This is a genomic window from Euhalothece natronophila Z-M001 (genome assembly GCF_007904085.1).
GTDB lineage: Bacteria > Cyanobacteriota > Cyanobacteriia > Cyanobacteriales > Rubidibacteraceae > Halothece > Halothece natronophila.
Window position 1 is genome coordinate 3,020,066 of sequence record NZ_CP042326.1, and the last position, 18,205, is coordinate 3,038,270.

The 18,205-nt window shown below is 41.6% G+C and carries 17 protein-coding genes and 1 other RNA gene; 9 read left to right on the forward strand and 9 right to left on the reverse strand.

Features of this window, described 5'->3' with window-relative positions; all coding sequences use genetic code 11:
• Positions 1 to 2 precede the first annotated feature (2 nt).
• On the reverse strand, positions 3 to 962 hold the full coding sequence (locus FRE64_RS14875; protein ID WP_146296948.1) for a tetratricopeptide repeat protein: 960 nt from the start codon (positions 960 to 962) through the stop codon (positions 3 to 5).
• A 43-nt stretch (positions 963 to 1,005) separates the two neighbouring features.
• Positions 1,006 to 1,827 carry an inositol monophosphatase family protein gene (locus FRE64_RS14880; RefSeq protein ID WP_146296949.1) on the reverse strand — a complete coding sequence of 274 codons (822 nt, stop codon included), beginning with the start codon at positions 1,825 to 1,827 and terminating at the stop codon, positions 1,006 to 1,008.
• Between the two features lie 274 nt (positions 1,828 to 2,101).
• Between FRE64_RS14880 and atpD the strand changes: the two genes are divergently transcribed.
• Both atpD and atpC read left to right on the forward strand, forming a co-directional pair.
• A complete protein-coding gene (atpD, locus tag FRE64_RS14885) occupies positions 2,102 to 3,556 on the forward strand; it encodes a F0F1 ATP synthase subunit beta (RefSeq protein ID WP_146296950.1) in 1,455 nt (484 codons plus the stop codon).
• Positions 3,557 to 3,639: 83 nt separating this feature from the next.
• Entirely contained in the window at positions 3,640 to 4,056 is a 417-nt protein-coding gene (atpC, locus tag FRE64_RS14890; protein ID WP_146296951.1) for an ATP synthase F1 subunit epsilon, read from the forward strand.
• A gap of 65 nt (positions 4,057 to 4,121) precedes the next feature.
• Here atpC and FRE64_RS14895 read toward each other — a convergent pair whose 3' ends face one another.
• Entirely contained in the window at positions 4,122 to 4,445 is a 324-nt protein-coding gene (locus FRE64_RS14895) for a 30S ribosomal protein PSRP-3 (RefSeq protein ID WP_146296952.1), read from the reverse strand.
• A 55-nt stretch (positions 4,446 to 4,500) separates the two neighbouring features.
• Between FRE64_RS14895 and FRE64_RS14900 the strand changes: the two genes are divergently transcribed.
• The gene (locus tag FRE64_RS14900) at positions 4,501 to 5,280 is read left to right on the forward strand and encodes a TIGR01548 family HAD-type hydrolase (RefSeq protein ID WP_146296953.1); all 780 of its coding nucleotides are present in this window, start codon (positions 4,501 to 4,503) and stop codon (positions 5,278 to 5,280) included.
• 91 nt (positions 5,281 to 5,371) lie between these two features.
• Positions 5,372 to 6,346 (forward strand): DUF4351 domain-containing protein, encoded by a 975-nt coding sequence (locus tag FRE64_RS14905; protein WP_146296954.1) that lies wholly within the window; start codon positions 5,372 to 5,374, stop codon positions 6,344 to 6,346.
• Positions 6,347 to 6,527: 181 nt separating this feature from the next.
• Here FRE64_RS14905 and FRE64_RS14915 read toward each other — a convergent pair whose 3' ends face one another.
• Positions 6,528 to 7,856 carry a helix-hairpin-helix domain-containing protein gene (locus FRE64_RS14915; protein ID WP_146296955.1) on the reverse strand — a complete coding sequence of 443 codons (1,329 nt, stop codon included), beginning with the start codon at positions 7,854 to 7,856 and terminating at the stop codon, positions 6,528 to 6,530.
• Positions 7,857 to 8,029: 173 nt separating this feature from the next.
• On the opposite strand from FRE64_RS14915, the gene FRE64_RS14920 reads away from it, so the two are divergent.
• Positions 8,030 to 9,025: a methyltransferase domain-containing protein gene (locus FRE64_RS14920; RefSeq protein ID WP_146296956.1), complete on the forward strand. Its 996-nt coding sequence runs from the start codon at positions 8,030 to 8,032 to the stop codon at positions 9,023 to 9,025.
• Positions 9,026 to 9,088: 63 nt separating this feature from the next.
• On the opposite strand, the gene cbiD is transcribed toward FRE64_RS14920, so the two are convergent.
• The 3 genes from cbiD to FRE64_RS14935 all read right to left on the reverse strand — a co-directional run bounded on the left by cbiD (position 9,089) and on the right by FRE64_RS14935 (position 13,912).
• The gene (cbiD, locus tag FRE64_RS14925) at positions 9,089 to 10,204 is read right to left on the reverse strand and encodes a cobalt-precorrin-5B (C(1))-methyltransferase CbiD (protein ID WP_186708868.1); all 1,116 of its coding nucleotides are present in this window, start codon (positions 10,202 to 10,204) and stop codon (positions 9,089 to 9,091) included.
• The gene (locus FRE64_RS14930) at positions 10,197 to 11,795 is read right to left on the reverse strand and encodes a cation:proton antiporter (RefSeq protein WP_146296958.1); all 1,599 of its coding nucleotides are present in this window, start codon (positions 11,793 to 11,795) and stop codon (positions 10,197 to 10,199) included. The genes cbiD and FRE64_RS14930 overlap by 8 nt, the downstream gene beginning before the upstream one ends.
• Before the next feature lie 113 nt (positions 11,796 to 11,908).
• Positions 11,909 to 13,912, reverse strand: coding sequence for an NAD(P)/FAD-dependent oxidoreductase (locus tag FRE64_RS14935; RefSeq protein ID WP_146296959.1), 2,004 nt, complete (start codon positions 13,910 to 13,912; stop codon positions 11,909 to 11,911).
• A 153-nt stretch (positions 13,913 to 14,065) separates the two neighbouring features.
• Here FRE64_RS14935 and FRE64_RS14940 point away from each other — a divergent pair, with 153 nt between their 5' ends.
• A complete protein-coding gene (locus FRE64_RS14940) occupies positions 14,066 to 14,329 on the forward strand; it encodes a hypothetical protein (RefSeq protein ID WP_146297385.1) in 264 nt (87 codons plus the stop codon).
• On the opposite strand, the gene cbiB is transcribed toward FRE64_RS14940, so the two are convergent.
• Positions 14,309 to 15,277 carry an adenosylcobinamide-phosphate synthase CbiB gene (gene cbiB, locus FRE64_RS14945; RefSeq protein WP_186708871.1) on the reverse strand — a complete coding sequence of 323 codons (969 nt, stop codon included), beginning with the start codon at positions 15,275 to 15,277 and terminating at the stop codon, positions 14,309 to 14,311. The two genes, FRE64_RS14940 and cbiB, sit on opposite strands and share 21 nt — an antisense overlap.
• Positions 15,278 to 15,283: 6 nt before the next feature.
• A complete protein-coding gene (locus FRE64_RS14950) occupies positions 15,284 to 15,727 on the reverse strand; it encodes an RrF2 family transcriptional regulator (RefSeq protein WP_146296961.1) in 444 nt (147 codons plus the stop codon).
• A gap of 377 nt (positions 15,728 to 16,104) precedes the next feature.
• Here FRE64_RS14950 and FRE64_RS14955 point away from each other — a divergent pair, with 377 nt between their 5' ends.
• From FRE64_RS14955 to FRE64_RS14965, 3 genes are all read left to right on the forward strand, one after another.
• Positions 16,105 to 16,494, forward strand: a complete 390-nt coding sequence (locus FRE64_RS14955; RefSeq protein ID WP_146296962.1) for an AbrB family transcriptional regulator — start codon at positions 16,105 to 16,107, stop codon at positions 16,492 to 16,494.
• A 51-nt stretch (positions 16,495 to 16,545) separates the two neighbouring features.
• Positions 16,546 to 16,730, forward strand: a non-coding RNA gene (gene ssrS, locus FRE64_RS14960) — 6S RNA.
• Positions 16,731 to 16,816: 86 nt separating this feature from the next.
• Positions 16,817 to 18,079, forward strand: a complete 1,263-nt coding sequence (locus tag FRE64_RS14965; RefSeq protein WP_146296963.1) for a M16 family metallopeptidase — start codon at positions 16,817 to 16,819, stop codon at positions 18,077 to 18,079.
• Positions 18,080 to 18,205: the final 126 nt, after the last annotated feature.

Consider the following 18,205-nt stretch of genomic DNA (forward strand, 5'->3'; position numbering starts at 1 on the left):
GATTACTTTTTCTTTTTCTTACCAAAGAGTCCACCTAGTAAACCACCACCTTTATTGGATTTTTCCTTCGACTCTTTTTTGCCACTGCTATTGCTCCCCTTGGAATCCCCTGAAAGACGTTGTAAAACCTGTTTTCCTTCTAAAGCCATCTCGTTTTCTGGATCAAGTTGGAGGGCTTTATTAATATGCACTTTTGCCATTCCTAACTGATTTTGCTTAACATAAGCTAAACCAAGAAGGGTATGAGCTTTAGCATTTTTTGAGTCAATTTTGAGAGCTTCTCGTAAATCAATTACTGCTTTTTGATAGTCTTTTTTATTAATAAAGTTTTGCGCTCGACGCAGATAGGGATCAATTAAATTGGCAGTTGTTTCTTCTGGTGTTGTTTCCTGATTTTCCTTTTGAACTTCCTCAATTTCTTTTTGTGAAGTTTTTTGAGTTGCAGAAGAAGGAGTTGTTTCTGTAGTTAATTTATCACTCTTTAGCATTAAGTAAACTAAGTTAAATTCACTTATTAAGGCAATTCTTTCTAGAGTTTTATGAATTTCTTGATATTCTTTTTTTGCAATAGTATTTAAATATTTGCGATAATTTAGATCAATTTTAGTTTCACCACTGCTTAAAAGTTCTTTGGCTGCTTTACTCTTGAGGATGCTTTCTCCAAGGTTGGAAGCGCGATCGCTGATTTGATCTAACACTAACAAATAATCCCGCCGAGCCGCTTGATCTTTCACCAACGTTTCATAGGAAGGATTAACCAGTTTAGACAGTAATTGATCCGCTAATTTTTCCTCCTCTTGGGTTTCTAACTTCCTAACATCAGGAAAAAGAATCCGAGTCACTTTCAGATAATTTTTGCGTACTTCTTCCGGAGAAGCCCCAAGGGGAACTCCTAAAATGGCATGATAGTCGGTGATATCAAACTGAAATAATCCACATTTTATAGGCGGAATTGTTGGCATGGGAAACTCCTCTGAGTCAAAAGTTGGCAAAAAAACTTAACTTTTAGCTTAGTTTTATTTTTATAGGCGGGGTATTACTTAAAGCCTCAGTTAACTGTTGATGTAGGACTTGGTTGCTTGCAACGACTCGCCCTGCCGCTAAAGATACATCACCTCCATCATAAGCCGTAACTTCTCCCTGTGCTTCCCTAACCAGAACCATACCAGCAGCCATATCCCACGGAGAAAGTCCTCGTTCCCAGTAACCATCAATACGCCCACTTGCAACCGCGGCTAAATCCAAGGCTGCCGAACCACTACGACGTACCCCTTGGCTTAAATGAGTGAGATAACAAAACTCTGCATAATTATTATCTTCTGTTTCACGGCGATCATAAGCAAACCCGGTTACTAATAAACTGTCTTCTAGGGTTTTTGTGGTAGAAACTCGCATCGGGCGACGATTAAATGTTGCACCTAACCCCGTAGCCGCACGGAATAATTCTCCCTGGGCAGGATTATAGACCACTCCCACCTCCGGAACGCCATTAATAATTAAACCAATGGAAACCGCATAAATCGGGTATTGATGAGCATAATTAGTTGTGCCATCAAGGGGGTCAATTGCCCAAAGATACTCGGCTTGAGCTTCTCCTTGTTGTCCAGACTCCTCAGCTAAAACGCTGTGATCTGGGAAATGACGTTGGATAATTTCTAAAATTACCTTCTCTGAAGCGCGATCGGCATTAGTCACTAAATCTCCTGATCGTCCTTTTTCTTCCACCTGGTTTAAATTTCCCCAATAATCTTGGAGAACTTGACCCGCTGCTAAAGCTGCCTCAGTTGCAATATCGAGATAGGTTTGGAGATTGTAAGTAGATTCCACAAAGAATAATAAAGCAATGGACTGCGTTCATATTTTAAACCGAATTGCAGTGAGTCTCTAGTCTCATCTTCATCTTTTCCCAATCGGTCATCAACATGATAGAATCTAAGCGCAAAGATTTTGGGGTAAGTCCTATTCTTCTTTACCGCTTTGAAGGCTAGGATGGTAACTCAAGACTGAACCATTTTTTATCGGCCATGAGTCTCGTAGAAAATCCCAAAGTCGAATACAGTAGATTAAAGATAGTAAATTCATACAAAATTTAAGCGTAAGCATGGTCAGCACTCAAACAAAAACAAACGTCGGTCGGATTGTGCAAATCATCGGTCCGGTGGTTGACGTAGAATTTCCCACAGGTGAGTTACCTGAAATTTATAATGCCCTCCGTATTGAAGAAAAAAATGAATCGGGAAATGATGTTGCAGTTACTTGCGAAGTGCAACAGCTTCTCGGCGATCGCGTTGTTCGTTCTGTGGCGATGAGTGGAACAGATGGTTTAGTACGCGGAATGGACGTTACTGACACGGGTGCGCCCATTAGTGTTCCCGTTGGAAAAGCCACCCTCGGTCGCATTTTTAACGTTCTTGGAGAACCGGTTGACCAAAAAGGGGATGTCAAATCCGATGATCAGTTCCCCATTCACCGCCCCATTCCCAAACTCACCGACTTAGAAACCAAACCCTCTATTTTTGAAACAGGGATTAAAGTTATTGACTTAATTGCCCCCTATCGACGCGGTGGTAAAACGGGCTTATTCGGTGGTGCTGGTGTCGGTAAAACCGTCATCATCATGGAGTTAATTAACAACATTGCTAAAGCCCATGGTGGGGTTTCTGTATTCGGCGGTGTGGGAGAACGCACTCGCGAAGGCAATGACCTCTACAATGAAATGCTCGATTCCAACGTGATCAACGCCGATGATCTCACCCAGTCAAAAGTGGCTCTGGTTTATGGACAAATGAACGAGCCACCAGGTGCAAGAATGCGCGTGGGCTTAACGGCGTTAACCATGGCAGAATACTTCCGAGATGTTGGTAAGCAAGACGTTCTCCTCTTTGTGGACAACATTTTCCGCTTTGTGCAAGCTGGGATGGAAGTTTCGGCGCTGTTAGGACGGATGCCCTCTGCGGTAGGATATCAGCCCACTCTTGGGACAGATATGGGAGATTTACAAGAGCGTATTACTTCCACGAAAGAAGGCTCAATTACCTCCATTCAAGCGGTTTACGTTCCTGCAGACGACTTAACCGACCCCGCCCCAGCAACAACCTTCGCTCACTTAGATGCGACCACGGTACTTTCACGGGCGTTAGCATCAAAAGGAATTTACCCAGCGGTTGATCCCCTTGATTCTAGCTCCACCATGCTACAACCTGACATTGTTGGTGAAGAGCATTACAATACTGCTCGTGAAGTGCAAGCAACTCTACAACGCTATAAGGAACTGCAAGATATTATTGCGATTCTCGGTTTAGACGAGCTTTCAGAAGAAGACCGTTTAACCGTTGACCGCGCTCGTAAAATTGAACGCTTCTTATCCCAACCCTTCTTTGTAGCAGAAATTTTCACGGGCGCACCTGGGAAATATGTCACCCTGGAAGAAACCATTAAAGGCTTCCAGCGTATTCTTTCTGGTGAACTCGATGATCTCCCTGAACAAGCGTTTTACTTAGTCGGAAACATCGAAGAAGCCATTGAAAAAGCCCAAAAAATGAAAGAAGAGCAGTAATTGCCAACTAAGGGCTTTCGAGGGGAACTGCTCCCCCTCTCCCTCTTAAATTAAGCTGTTAATCATTAATTGAAAGAAATAAAATGAGTTTAAATGTGCGTGTGATTACCCCAGATAATACAGTCTGGGATGCAACAGCCGAAGAAATTATTTTACCGAGTACCACAGGACAATTAGGAATTTTAAGTGGTCACGCTCCCCTATTAAGCGCCTTAGATGTTGGGGTAATGCGGTTACGTCCCCAAAAGGATTGGCTGAGTATTTCTCTTGCAGGTGGCTTTGTTGAAGTGGAAGAAGATGAAGTCACGATCTTAGTCAATAGTGCGGAACGGGGAGATAATATTGATCCAGAAGAAGCGCAAAAAGACTATGATCAAGCGAAACAACGTTTAGAAGTTGCCCAAAGTAGCGATCAACGGCAAGAGATTATTCAGGCAACTCAGGCTCTAAAGAAAGCGCGATCGCGCTTACAAGCAGCCACTGGCAAAGCTCCAGCATAATAAATTTTTATGGAGGGGAAGGGAGATAGTGACATAATTAACTCACCTGATCCCCTCTCATTTGGTTAATTACTCCCGGCAAAGATAACATTGGGAAAATGCTGTTGGGCATCAGCCATGGGAGTATGCTTAATATTTTCTTGCCAATAATTAATCACTTCTGTTGCTTTATTAAGCAACTCAATTTTTTCTTCTTCTGAAATCCAGCTTTTCGATTCTAGCTCCTCTTTTAGCTGTTCCCAAGCATCATTACGGGGCCAAAAGAAATAAGCGGTTAACGGGCTAGTTCCTTTTCCAACTACTTGATCAACTGCGACAGCAACGTTTTCATCTAACCAGAGAACTTTTAAAATAAAACGCGATTCAGAAGAAATTTCTACGGCTTCCATTGAGTTCAATCATTCTTTCTAATTGTACAGTCCTTCATTTTAACGGATTTTCTTCATGTCATCACCGCAAGCAATTATAATTTTTGATATTGATGGAGTGGTGCGCGATGTGGCTGGTTCCTATCGACGCGCCCTCGCTGACACCGTCGAACAATTTACTCAAGGGGCTTATCGTCCTACTCCTGAGGCAATTGATGATCTCAAGGGGGAAGGCATTTGGAATAATGATTGGGAAGCCTCGCGAGAGCTAATTTATCGCTATTTTGAAGGACAAGGCAAACCGAGGAAAAATCTAGAAATTGACTATGAGGAATTAGTTGCTTTTTTCCAGTCTCGCTATCGAGGGAGTGATTCTCACAATTGGAATGGTTATATTGCTCAAGAACCCCTTTTGATGAGTAAAAATTATTTAGATAGCCTGACAGAAAATAACATCTTATGGGGGTTTTTTAGCGGCGCAACCCGAGATTCCGCTGAATATGTCTTACAACACCGTTTAGAATTATTATCTCCTGTTTTAGTCGCTATGGAGGATGCCCCCGGAAAACCTGATCCCACAGGCTTATTTAGCGCGATCGCGCAATTATATGAGGAAAATACCTTACCTGTGGTTTATGTGGGCGATACGGTTGCTGATATGCAAACCATTACAAAAGCGAAAATCGCGCAACCTGAGCGTCTTTGGCTTGCCATTGGGGTGTTACCCCCTCATGTTCTTTCCTCCTCGCGGTCACAAGACTATGCTCAACGACTACAAGAGGCAGGGGCAATGATGGTTTTGAACAATGTGGAAGAGTTATCTCAACAGGTAATCCAAAACTTGATTACAACTTAAATAACCCGAGTCGCTACCGACCGTTTTTAGTTCTCCATTAATAATGGGATCCGATATCACAAGACCGATCGCGCTATAAGCAAATCAAAAAATGGCAAACCAAGACGCGATCGACCATGATCGTCTATTCAAAGAATTAATTTCCACCTTTTTTCTCGAATTTCTAGAACTTTTCTTTCCGCAAGTTTTAGACTATCTTGAACCTGAATCCGTCACCTTTCAGGATAAAGAAGTCTTTACCGATGTCACAAGGGGAGAACGCTACGAAACCGATTTATTAGCAGAAGTTCGGTTTCAAGAGGAAGATTCTTATTTTCTCATTCATTTGGAAAATCAAGCCTCCTCCGAAAGCAACTTTAACCAAAGAATGTTCCGCTACTTTGCACGGTTGCATGAAAAATTCAATTTACCGATTTACCCCATCGTCATTTTCTCTTATGACCAACCGCAAAAACAAGCGATTCATTATTACCAAGTTGAATTTCCTGATTTCCAAGTCTTACAATTTAATTATCGGGTGATTCAGTTAAATCGTTTAAACTGGCGAGATTTCCTGAATCAAGCTAATCCAGTGGCTTGTGCGTTAATGTCAAAAATGAACATAGCCCCTGCCGAACGTCCGCGTGTGAAATTAGAATGTCTGCGCTTATTAGCAACTTTACAGCTAGACCCAGCCCGAATGCAACTCATTTCTGGGTTTGTTGATACTTATTTACGCTTAAGCGCAAGGGAATTGGAAGTATTTAATCAAGAATTTGAACAAATCGAATCAACAACAGTTAAGGAGGAAATTATGGAAATTACAACTAGCTGGAAGGAGGAAGGAAAACGAGAAGGAAAACGAGAAGGAAAACAGGAAGGAAAACAGGAAGGAAAACAGGAAGGAAAACAGGAATTAATCCTTAACTTACTAACTTATCGTTTCGGAGAGTTATCCTCCCAAACACAAGCCGAAATCATGAGCTTAAACAGTTCTCAGTTAGATGAATTGGGTTTGGCATCATATAATTTAGAAAATGAGCAGGATTTAAGGCGTTGGTTGGCTAATTCTTTAGGCAATAATTAATACTATTTCTAAAAATATAAGTTACAGTTTATCCCCCTAGTAAGGATTATTACCACTTAATTATTATGCTCAACGACTACAAGAGGCAGGAGCAATGATGGTTTTGAATAATGTGGAAGAATTATCTCACAAACTAATCAAAGAAACTGTGATCTAAAAATTATCCTAAGGACAAACATTACTAAATAAGTGACTGTGCTTTAACAGCAAACCCTTCCTCTTGTAATTGTTCAGTTACAGTGCTTGGATCTTTTACCCAATACTGTTCTCCAAAACGCACCAACTGTTGTTGACCCCCCATTTTAACTCGACCAATAACAGGGGTTTTTGCCTCATTTTTTTTGGCAGCATTGGCTTTGAGAAGTTTTTGGAGTTTTTCTTGGTTAGCGCGATCGCGCACTTGTTGAACATCAAAATCGACAATCACCATTTTTACCTGCTCCACAGGTTCAGCATCATCAATAATCATCTGTAGGCGATCTTCTTTTTCATCAATTTTTCCCCAAACAATTAAGCGAGCATCTTCCTCTAAATAAGGGCTAATTCGTTCATAAGAACTCGGAAAAATAACCCCCTCAATTTGCCCTGAAATATCTTCTAACTGCACAAAAGCCATCGGATCATTATTTTTAGTAATAATTTTTTTAATTTCACTCACTAATACAATGGCACTAACCGTCCTTTTTTTCGGAATAGTTTCCTTATCGCCTAAGACAATAGGAGATAAAAATTGATTCGCATTTTGTGCTGATTTTAAGGGATGATCTGATACATAAAATCCTAATAATTCTTTTTCTCGTTTTAACTTTTCTGAAGCTGTTAAGTCTTCCACTGGCGAAGCTTTAGGGGCATCTTTATGGTTGATTTCACTTCCTTCATTTCCTGCATTATCAAATAGATTAGTTTGACCACTTGCGCGATCCTTTGCTCGACTTTGCGCCCAACTTAAAATCGGCTCTAAATCATGAAGTAATTGATTACGATTACTCATTAACTGATCAAAAGCACCACAATAAATTAATGATTCTAACGCCCGACGACTGACAGTATGCAGATCAACTCGCGCACAAAGATCTGCCAACGAAGCAAATTTGCCACCAGCCTCTTCTCTTGCTTTTAAAATATTTTCAATAGCTCCTAATCCTAAATTTCTTACTGCTGATAAACCAAATAAAATTTTTTCATTATCAGGGGTAAAATCTACTTGAGAACGATTAATATCAGGCGGTTCTACATCAATTTTCATCCGCCGACAGGTATCAATATATTTCTCAACTTTATCTGTATTATTGCTACTAGCCGTTAGCAACGCTGCCATATATTCGACGGGATAATTCGCTTTTAAATAGGCAGTTTGATAAGTAACATAAGCATAAGCAGTAGAGTGAGATTTATTGAAACAATTAGAAGCTACTAATCCGTTGGCTAAAATGAAATTATGATCCGTTTCCACCCCAATATCATAAACATTTTGTCTCCCAAGAGACTGCCGACTAATAATTTTAACCATAGGAAGAATTCTAATCTTATTGCTGACTCTAGAAAGTGATAGGGTCTATTATCTTAGCAAATCTATTGCCTTGATTGCGCTTTTACAGTTCATCATCCTCCTGCTAGGGACTCGGATAATCTTGATTAAGTATGCTAGAAACAAAATAGCTGTCAATTAAAGGATGCATTCTAATGAACTTAGTCGTTCTAATACTAGGAATAATCATTACTCTCTTGGTCATTGGTATTGTTTTATACTTTATCACTGCCCGCCGTTATCAATCAGGGAATTCTGTTGCCAACTCCTATGATCAATGGACAGAAGATGGAATTCTTGAATTTTACTGGGGAGAACATATCCATCTGGGGCATTATGGATCACCTCCCCAGAAGAAGGACTTCTTGCAAGCTAAATATGATTTTGTCTGTGAAATGGCAAATTGGGCAGGTTTAGACAAACTTCCAGCCAGCACAACCGTTTTAGATGTAGGCTGTGGAATTGGTGGAAGTAGTCGTATTTTAGCCCGAGATTATGGCTTTGATGTAACAGGAGTGACCATTAGTCCCCAACAAGTAAGACGTGCCAAAGAACTTACCCCTGAGGAGGTTAACGCTAGTTTTGTAGCAGGTGATGCCATGTCGCTTTCTTTCCCTGATGAGAGTTTTGATGTGGTGTGGTCCATTGAAACTGGGCCTCATATTCCTGATAAAGATAGTTTTGCCCGAGAATTACTGCGTGTTTTAAAGCCTGGGGGAATTTTAGTGGTAGCTGATTGGAATCAACGAGATGAGCGCAAAAAGCCTCTCAGGTGGTGGGAAAAACCTGTTATGCAGCAATTATTAGACCAATGGTCTCATCCGGCTTTTTCTAGTATTGAAGGCTTTTCTGAGAGACTGGAAGGTACTGGCCTGGTAGAAGGAAATGTCATAACCGACGATTGGACAGAAGCAACCCTTCCCTCTTGGCTAGATACCATTTGGCAAGGAATTATTCGCCCTCAAGGCTGGATGCGTTATGGGATTCGAGGCTTTATTAAATCTATTCGAGAAGTCCCCACTATTCTGTTGATGCGATGGGCTTTCGGAACCGGACTTTGTCGCTTTGGAATGTTTCGGGCGGTTCGTGCTAATACCGAGAATCAATCTCAGCAATCTTTAGCGGCTTCTGCTGATACTGCCACTTCCTAACCGTTAATCCTATTCTTGGGAAAATTTGGTTACTATGAGTAAGGGGGGTGAGGCTGATCTTGTTCACATTTCAAAGTCGGGGAACAATTGCTTAACCAAGGGACTAACGGTAAGAATGTTTCTCTTACCATCAAATAACACGGATCCCACCTGAACTGTTTTCTCAGCGTGTTTACGAATATAATCTTGAGCGCGTTGATCAATCGATCGCGCGATCGCGCTATAAATCCTTTCTACCATCTCACCCCCATTTTCTTGTTCTCGTAACAGCTTTAAGGCAGCTTCTGTTGTCTCACTAGCTAATAGTTTTTGCAAGAGATCAGTAGAAAGCCCTACTTTTGCCCCCATTGCGGTTAAAATCTCTAAACGGGCATCAGCAAGATGATGATGAGTGTGGAAAATTGCCCCAGCTAGTTTAATCAGCTTTCCGTGGTAGCCAAACAACACTAATGACTGCACCCCTTGTTCTCCTGCTGCCACTAATAATGGGCCCATCCAATTCGCTGTTTTAACTAACTGTTCAGGATTAAAGCCCTGTTTTCTCGCTAAATCTAAGCCATTTTCTCCCACACAAAAGACTAATGTGTCGAATTGCTGTGCTTTTTGCGCTAATTCTTCCTGAAACTCTGTTAATTGACCAGGGGCAGTTAAGGGTTGAGAAATGCCAGTGGTTCCTAATAATGATAACCCTTCTACCACCCCAAAGGCAGCATTAGAGGTACGTTGGGCAAGTTGCTTTCCTTCGGGCAAAATAATGGTAACTGTCACTTGCTGATTAGGATGTAATAAAGGCTGTAAATTCCCTTGTAACAACTCCTTAGCATAGCGATAAATGGCAGCTTTCCCGTCACGGTTTAACTGCTTTCCTACCCCTTCTCCCCCTTGAATAATAATTGCTTCCTCGACAGGGGGCTTTTCTTGTAAACTGACTACAGCCCAAATGGGAGTATTAGCAGTTAAATCTAAATTATCCCCTGGATCACTACGAGTAATCGCTAAGGCTTTATTTTCCTCTAATAACGCAATCTGTTCGATAGGAATACTCACCTGTTGTGGTGGTTTAATGAGATCAATTTCTACTGCTTCTAAAGGCTGCTTGTCTTGCAAATAGTTTAATGCTGCCACTGCTGAAGCACAGGCAAAAACAGGTAAAGTATAACCAGAACGGGCTTCACTCATGATTATTTTCTTCCACTAAAATTACTGGGATGGGACTCCTTTCTAATACAGCCTGCGAATTTGAACCCAGTAAAACTTCTTCTAGGGGTTGGTGTCCTCGTTTTCCCATGATAATATCGCTCACCTGGTGGTATTGGGCGGTTTCCACAATCGCGTTTGCCACAATATCATTAGCAGTGAGAAAGCGGTAGGGAATGTCAGCAAGGAGACGCTGGGTTAGTTGGCGTAATTCGGTTGTTTCTTCGTCTTCTTTGTGACTAATAACATGGAGAACAATCACTTCTGCGTTGGTTTCTCGGGCGTAACTTGCCACTTTACTTAAAACTTCTTTAGCTAGAGGAGATGTATCAACCGCTGCTAAAAGTCGAATTTTTTGTTTTACGCTGACTTTAGTGGGATCAACTTCTCCTTTTTCCAAGAGTTTTGGGGCAAAGGTGGGAATTGCCCACGCGCCTACAGGGGCAGTCACTAAAATCGATAATACCGCGATCGCGAGAATAATGTCTCCTCCCTCTAACCCCATAGATAGGGGAATTGCCCCTACCGCAGCTTGTACCGTTGCTTTTGGTGAGTTACCAGGTAATAAAAAGAGTTTCTCTCGCCAATTCCAGTTACTTCCCACAGTGGAGAGATACCACCCAATACTGCGTCCAATTAATAATCCTAAAAGAAGGAGTGCTAAACCGGGAAGTAAGACAGCTTCTAAAACACTTAATTCTAAGTTTGCTCCTAATAAAACAAATAAAACAATTTCAGCAACGATCCAAAGGTGATTAAATTCTACTCGTAATCGTCTTGCTAAAGGGGCATCAAATTCAATCAAGAAAAACCCTAAGCCCATGGTGGCAAGATAGCCAGAAAAATAAGGGAATGTTTCAGCAAGGGCAATTAAACCCAGAGCAATGCTCCCCACAATCATAACTTCATGGACAGGATTTTGGGCAAGATTTATCTTAGCCAGAATCACAGTGATTAATTTAGCCACTGCTAACCCAATGGCAATTCCGAGAACAATTTGTAAGACAATTTGTACAGGAAGGAAGGCTAAAGCATCTGTCTCAATTCCTTGTTCGAGTAAGTTCAGTAATAGGGAAAAAATTAGAAGTACAAAAACATCAGATAAGGCACTTCCAGTTAAAATTGCATCAGCAATCCCTTTATCTACGCCCCAACCACTACTTTTCAGCCGTAGCATCCCGGGCACAATCACAGCAGGAGATTCCGCACTAATAATACATCCCAGTAAAAGACCTATTTCCCAGTTAAAATCAAAAAGAAGGGTCGCAAAAAGCGCGATCGCGCTCATCTCTGCTAAAGCGGGGAGAAATCCTAATCTTAGGGCAACACTTCCCTGTTGTAAAAGTTTCTCCCGATCTAACCCTAACCCCGCCCGCATGAGAATAATCATTACTGCCGTGGTGCGTAAGTCAGGGGCTAATTCTAAAACCGTGGGATCAAGGAGATTCCCCATTTCCTCTCCCATGAGGATGCCCACGATAATCATCCCTAAAAGGGGAGGCGCACCGATGCGGCGGACAATTTCGCCGCTGACTAATCCCAACAGTAAGACAAGGATAGCGCTAATTAGCATAAGTTCTAAAAAAACGAGAGAAACTTAATGTTAGCAGTTAGGACAGAAGAAACTCAATACTATGGAGGCTTAAGAAAACGGCACTTTAGCCAGATCATCATGTTTGTCTTGGGTTAATTTTTGCTTCTAACCTTCCCCATACCAGTGGTGATAGCGTAACTAAAACTTAATCCCCGTAACCAAAGTTTAGGAAAGCGTTTTTCCAGCCAAGATTGATTATTTTTAAGCCACTGGGGAAACCATCCTCGAAATAGGAAGCTAATGAAAGCATCAAACGTAAAGCTAAGATAGCTACCTACCCAGCGAATGAAGTCTTTTCCCCCAGCTTGTTCCCAAATCCAACCAAGGAGTGCAGGATTCATCTTCGCCGCTTTCAGGGCGAGACGATTAAATAATACCCAAGTGGCGCGATCTTTAATAAAGGTTTCAGCAACAACAGGAGGTTCATTAGCAAGTAAACCAAAAAAGGTGTTTAACATGGCATTAATCCGTTGGGGGGGAAGCGTTTTTCCTGTGGGAACCATCATTCCTTTAGAAAATAGCCAAGTGACAGCAACATTACTTTGATAGGCACGCACTTGGTTTAAACTGTCTGCCTCTAATAAATCATGTTTGAGGGCGGTATCAAGTAGTGTCGTTAAACGCTCTAAATTACGGATGAGAGAGCCAAATCCAGTGAAAACAAGGGGGGATTGTAAACAAGCGGCATCTCCAAGGGCAAGGAGACGATCAAAAGCTACAGCGCGATCGCGCTTCCCAACACTAAAATGCCCAGGAATATAACCAAAGGTTGCTTTCTTCCATTCCAATTGTTCCATGTCGCAACGCCGATACTCAGGCAAAATTGTAAAGAAGTCTTCATACATCTCTAATAAAGAGCCAGGGTTATCAGGATGCACTTCATGGTAATGGAATAAATAAATGGTGAATTCTTCCTCGGTTGCTGGAAATAACTCCCAAATCAGTTGTCTTCCGCGAGAAATATCGCCATGAGAGTTTAAAACATCCCCATAATTAGGATCCCAAACCCCTTCAGGAAAGCCCCGTTTAATGGTTGCTCCCACCGTTGGGCAGACACTATCAAAAGCGCGATTCCCGTTGAGTTGCCAGGCAATAGGAGAAGCCGAACCCATAGCATCAATTAAGAGTCTTCCCACTGCTTTCTGGGTTGTCTGCGTTGGTAAATGTTTGCCCTCAACCGTTACAGCAGTTTTACTAATATTAGCTTCGACAAATTCGGTTTCGTCCCAAATTTCGCCTCCAGCCTCTCGTAATTTTTCCCCACATACTCGTAAAACCTTCTCAGAATCAAGGGCAATATTTAAAACGTTAGGGGTATGTAACACATCTCCTTTGAGATGAGGGGGGTTATTGCCATCAAAAAACTTATTGTAACCATCAAGATATTCTTTGGCGATGACAGCTTCAAATTCTGCTTCTGTAAATAAGCCCAGATCAATTAACGCCTGAAATTCCTGACGAGAAATATTCCATTCCCGATTCATGCGTCCAAAAGGGAGACGTTCTAATAATAAAACTCGATAGCCCCGTTTTGCCATGACTGCAGCATGAATAACCCCTAAAGCTCCCCCAACATAGATTAAATCATACTCAGGATCACTATTAGGCTCAGTGGCAGTTTGTTTAATCACTGTTTTTGGTTCTTGGGGATGACGCACTTCTTGTCGCCAGCGTTGTTCCCACCAATACACGCGCTTCAGGGCAGATTCACCATTGGGAATTTTTTGGAAGAAATGTACTGTTTTTGGGTAATAAGGAGCTAAAGCAGAAAAAATCGACTCTTTAGAGAGATCAATTTCTGGGAGTTCAGGATAGCTAGGGGGAAAGGCTTGTTCAATAGAATATTTGAGATTTTGAGCAACTCGACGACCAAAGGAAGCGGGAAAGTTCCCCCAGCGAAAGACTTTCAGATAAGTGGTATTTTGAAGTGACCAAATAAAAATCGAAAGCTCTCCAGGAGTATTAATAAACTGTAACCTTACCCCTTGACGGGTGAGCTTTTTTTGATTACAGTCAATTTCCCACTGTTGCTGTAACCACTGATACACTAATTTGGAATCACTAACGGGGATTTCAATGTAGAGAATTTCTTCCATAATCATTCATCCAAGAGGAGTAAGTTCTTAAAAGTGACAAAGTCAAATTTTGCCAAAGTACGCTAAACTTTTTATACTTAACATTAAAACCTTTTAACAAAAATTTACATTTAGATCATTTTTATTAAGAAAGTTATGTCAACGAAACCAGAAATGAATTATCCCATCCCAGCCACCCTCGAAGAAATAGAGGCTCTGAAAAAAAAACCGGTTGATGAAGAACTGATCGCTGCCGCGATCGCTGGTGTAGTACAAATCGCCCGCGCCCAAGGGCAAACTCTTGATGAGCTCACCGCCCAAGTGCTAGCTGATGATCATTGGTTAGAGCCAGCCCAAAGACGATGGCTTAGTGCTATTGTGGCGCAAGCATGGCAAAGTTTTGGGAAGGAAAGTTCCTCAGCCAACTGCTCCACTTAAGGCGACTCCCAACACAAGCCAACTTAAGAAGCAAGTGCGAGTTAAGCCTAAAGCCTGTTCAATTTTGGCTTCTGTAATTTGAAAATCAGGATTTCCTAACAACGGTTTCTTTTTCACGAGGCCTTGATAGGTATTTTCTCCCCCTAATTGTACACCTAAAACCACTGCATAAGCACATTCACTCCAGCCAGCATTGGGGCTGGGATCTTGAGTTGCGTCTCGTTTTCCTACTTGCCACACCTGTCGCGGTTTTCTCCCTAGTAAGCCAATGGTGAGTACCGTTAAACGACAAGGTAGCCACGTCAAAATATCTTCAAATTTAGCACTAAACCAGCCAATATCAGTAAAGGGTTCTCGTTGATATCCAATCATCGAATCAAGGGTGCTAGCGGCTTTATAAGCAAGGGCAAAAGGAACAATACCAACAGGGGGAATTAATAGCCCCACAATGGCGTAAAATAGAGGGGCGGTAACGCCATCGGTGGTGTTTTCGGCAATGGTTTCTAATACAGCTCTTAATATTTCTGGGGGAGATAAATTGTTGGTATCTCTTCCCACGTAATAACTGAGTTGAGTGCGGGCAGTTTCGATTTCATTATTTTTTAAAGGAGTTAAAACCGCGATCGCGGCGTTACGTAAACTACGAGCAGCAAAACAACTTGCTAAAAGGATTACTTCTATGGTCAACCCCAACCAAATTGAAATCTGTTTACTAAAATAAACCAGTCCCCATCCTAAGCAACCACTCCCGATAATTAATCCCAGCCCTAAGACAACTCCTGCAATTCGACGTAGAAGAGAATTCTTAGTGAAATTAGTCACGGTTTTACTAACAAAGGAAATAACCATTCCCATTCCTTGCACTGGATGAGGAAGAAATGGGGGATCAGCTATCAGATAATCAAGGAAAGCTGCAATTAATAACGCTACTGTAGCAGAATTAATCATTATCGATTAAACAACAAAATTGGTTTCTTCTCCCTGGGCAGCTTGCCAACTGCGAGCATCATAATAAAGATCAGCAAGGCTAATACTATAAAGAGCTTCTTTTAATTTTTGAGATAATTGTCGCCATAAACTATAAGTCACCCAGTCTTCTGCTTGCTTAACATCAGGGCTATGACGGGGTAAAGGATCAATCGTTTCTCCCACGGCTTCTAAAATTTGTCCTAAAAAAATTTCCCGTGGTTCTCTCGCCAGTCGATATCCTCCCTGCGCTCCTCGCGCTGACTTAACTAAGCCCCCTTTTCGCATGGCAATCAAGAGTTTTTCTAAATAAGCTGCTGGAATTCCCTGACGACAAGCAATTGCTCTTACGGAAGTGGGAGTGAGAGTTGATTGTAAACTTAAATCAAGGAGAGCTTTAACGCTGTAGTGTCCACGAGTCGTTAATTTCATGTTCGGGAATTAATAAAAACCAGAGTAACTAAACTGCGATCGCGACGTTTAGCTTATTAATATTATCAGCATATCATTGATTGATGAAGTTAGGTCTCACCATTAAGTAGCTATTGGCTTTTTCGGTAAAATTTGCGTCATTGTTAAAATGACTCTCCGTAAGTGAATTTGATAGGAATGTAGAAACTGTTACCTGCACTAAGAATCGAATCGATTTTGATGTTTTTCAAAAAAGAATTGGTAATGATTGATTTATTCAAATAGATGTAATATAGTTTTTAAAGGTTGCTTATCCTGAAGTTAATATTTTATTGCACTTGGGGATAAAAACCAGCTAAAGTAGAAACATGAAAATAAATAATTAAGAGTTCCAGTTGATGGCACAGAAAAAAGGAAATCCTCTAACTGGTGAGGCTTTACTCCAAAAAGTTAAAGACTTAGGAAACCTCAGTAGGGAAGAAAAAGCAAAGGCTTGTGGATACTACACCGAAACAAAAAACGGTGTCCAACGAGTTAATATGATGAAATTTCTAAATGCCCTCATGGATGCAGAGGGAATTCACCTTGATAGTAATGGAAATGGTCGAGGACGAGGGGGACGCTCGGCTAGTTATAAAATTAGTGTACAGTCTAATGGCAACTTATTAATTGGAGCCGCTTACACGAAAAAAATGGGCTTAAAACCCGGAGATGAATTTGAAATTACCCTCGGGCGTAAACATATTCATCTCAAACAAGTAAGTGGTTTTGATGATGATGACGAGTAACCTCTTGTCACTTCCCCCCCATCACAAGTTATGATCAAAACTAAACACAGGTACTTACTGCAACGTTGGTGACTGCCAATAATGTTTTTTGATCTACAAGTAAGACCTATAAGGGAACCAACCCCTCTTGTGGCAGTAAACCGGGCATAGTACCCGGAAACTTAAAGCAAGATGTCGGTGCCCACCTGACAACAGGAAGGTCAGAAGCTGAGGTAAAACGGCGTTGCGGTAATTAAAGAAACTACCCTCTTAGCATTGTGCTAGGGGGGTTGTTTTGTTATTTTGAGACTAATCATTGTAAAGTAAACCACAGTTGTCGGTTATGAAGGATGTGAAGTCTCCTGTTACTAAATTTCCCGCAACGGTTACACAGCTTGCTAATGGCTTAACCGTGATTCATCAGCAAATGAAAACTACCCCTGTGGTGGTGACTGATATTTGGGTAAATGCAGGGGCAAAACGAGAACCTTGGTGGGGAGTCGCTCATTTTTTAGAACATTTAGTTTTTAAGGGAACCAAGCGGATTCCCCCAGGGTGGTTTGATTATATTGTGGAAAATTATGGCGGAATGGCAAATGCCGAAACTAGTTATGATTATGCCCATTTTTTCCTCACTACGGCAGCGAGTCATTGGGAGAAAATGTTGCCTTATTTGGCAGAGTTACTTTTACAAGCGGAAATTCCTGAGGAAGAGTTTTTATGTGAGCGTGGGGTGGTGTTAGAGGAAATTCGGCAAACGGAAGATGATCCCGATTGGTTTGCGTTTCAAGCCCTATGTGAGAGTTTATATGATCAGCATCCTTATGGGCGATCCATTTTAGGAACAGAAGAAGCTGTCTTAGCGCGATCGCCGAATCAAATGCGCTGTTTTCATCGCACCTATTATCAGCCAGAAAATATGACAGTGGTAGTGGTAGGAGACATTGAGCAAGAAACTGCCTTAAAAACTATTGATGCAGCGTTTCATCCGTTTACTGTGCCCTCAGAATGCCCCCCTCTAGAGATCCCGTCGCAACCCACCTTGAGAGCCCCTCAACGTCGCGAAATTCGTCTCCCTCGCTTAGATATTGCCCGTTTAACTATGGGATGGCGTGGGGCTGGAATTGAGGGCTGGGAAGATGCAGTAGGATTGGATTTATTATCAGTATTACTGGCTCAAGGAACTTCCTCCCGTTTGGTGCGAGAATTACGAGAAGAGAAACAGTTAGTCTATGACGTAGGAAGCGGGTTTTCTCTGCAAAAAGATTCTAGTCTGTTTACTCTCAATGCTTGGTTACCGCCTCAACATTTACAGCAGGTAGAAGAAATTTTGCGCGATCGCGCTCTCGAATTACAAACCCAATCAGTTAGTGAAAAAGAACTCAATCGTGCTAAACGGTTAATCTGTAACGATTATGCCTTCTCCACCGAAACCCCAGGACAAATTGCTGGATTATATGGTTATTACAGTATTTTAGCCCAGCCACAATTATCTTTACAGTATCCCCATCGCATCCAACAGTTACAACCAGAAGAGTTAAAACGCTTGGCGCAAACCTATCTTTCTCCGGAACGATATGCCTTAACCACTATGAAACCGCTTTAATCCTAAGTTTTCAGCTAGCCGACGATCTCTCTGCCGAAATTTTCTGAATTAGTGACTTTTAATAAACCGTATCATTTTTGCTGCAAGATAACGGGCAATATGACAGTTGGATTCCAAAATGCAGGT

What these genes read in the sequence shown, in the direction of transcription:
- FRE64_RS14875 (WP_146296948.1), bottom strand. Translation starts at nt 962, where the DNA reads ATGCCAACAATTCCGCCTATAAAATGTGGATTATTTCAGTTTGATATC.
- atpD (WP_146296950.1), top strand. Translation starts at nt 2,102, where the DNA reads ATGGTCAGCACTCAAACAAAAACAAACGTCGGTCGGATTGTGCAAATC.
- atpC (WP_146296951.1), top strand. Translation starts at nt 3,640, where the DNA reads ATGAGTTTAAATGTGCGTGTGATTACCCCAGATAATACAGTCTGGGAT.
- FRE64_RS14895 (WP_146296952.1), bottom strand. Translation starts at nt 4,445, where the DNA reads ATGGAAGCCGTAGAAATTTCTTCTGAATCGCGTTTTATTTTAAAAGTT.
- FRE64_RS14900 (WP_146296953.1), top strand. Translation starts at nt 4,501, where the DNA reads ATGTCATCACCGCAAGCAATTATAATTTTTGATATTGATGGAGTGGTG.
- FRE64_RS14905 (WP_146296954.1), top strand. Translation starts at nt 5,372, where the DNA reads ATGGCAAACCAAGACGCGATCGACCATGATCGTCTATTCAAAGAATTA.
- FRE64_RS14915 (WP_146296955.1), bottom strand. Translation starts at nt 7,856, where the DNA reads ATGGTTAAAATTATTAGTCGGCAGTCTCTTGGGAGACAAAATGTTTAT.
- FRE64_RS14920 (WP_146296956.1), top strand. Translation starts at nt 8,030, where the DNA reads ATGAACTTAGTCGTTCTAATACTAGGAATAATCATTACTCTCTTGGTC.
- cbiD (WP_186708868.1), bottom strand. Translation starts at nt 10,204, where the DNA reads ATGAGTGAAGCCCGTTCTGGTTATACTTTACCTGTTTTTGCCTGTGCT.
- FRE64_RS14930 (WP_146296958.1), bottom strand. Translation starts at nt 11,795, where the DNA reads ATGCTAATTAGCGCTATCCTTGTCTTACTGTTGGGATTAGTCAGCGGC.
- FRE64_RS14935 (WP_146296959.1), bottom strand. Translation starts at nt 13,912, where the DNA reads ATGGAAGAAATTCTCTACATTGAAATCCCCGTTAGTGATTCCAAATTA.
- FRE64_RS14940 (WP_146297385.1), top strand. Translation starts at nt 14,066, where the DNA reads ATGAATTATCCCATCCCAGCCACCCTCGAAGAAATAGAGGCTCTGAAA.
- cbiB (WP_186708871.1), bottom strand. Translation starts at nt 15,277, where the DNA reads ATGATTAATTCTGCTACAGTAGCGTTATTAATTGCAGCTTTCCTTGAT.
- FRE64_RS14950 (WP_146296961.1), bottom strand. Translation starts at nt 15,727, where the DNA reads ATGAAATTAACGACTCGTGGACACTACAGCGTTAAAGCTCTCCTTGAT.
- FRE64_RS14955 (WP_146296962.1), top strand. Translation starts at nt 16,105, where the DNA reads ATGGCACAGAAAAAAGGAAATCCTCTAACTGGTGAGGCTTTACTCCAA.
- FRE64_RS14965 (WP_146296963.1), top strand. Translation starts at nt 16,817, where the DNA reads ATGAAGGATGTGAAGTCTCCTGTTACTAAATTTCCCGCAACGGTTACA.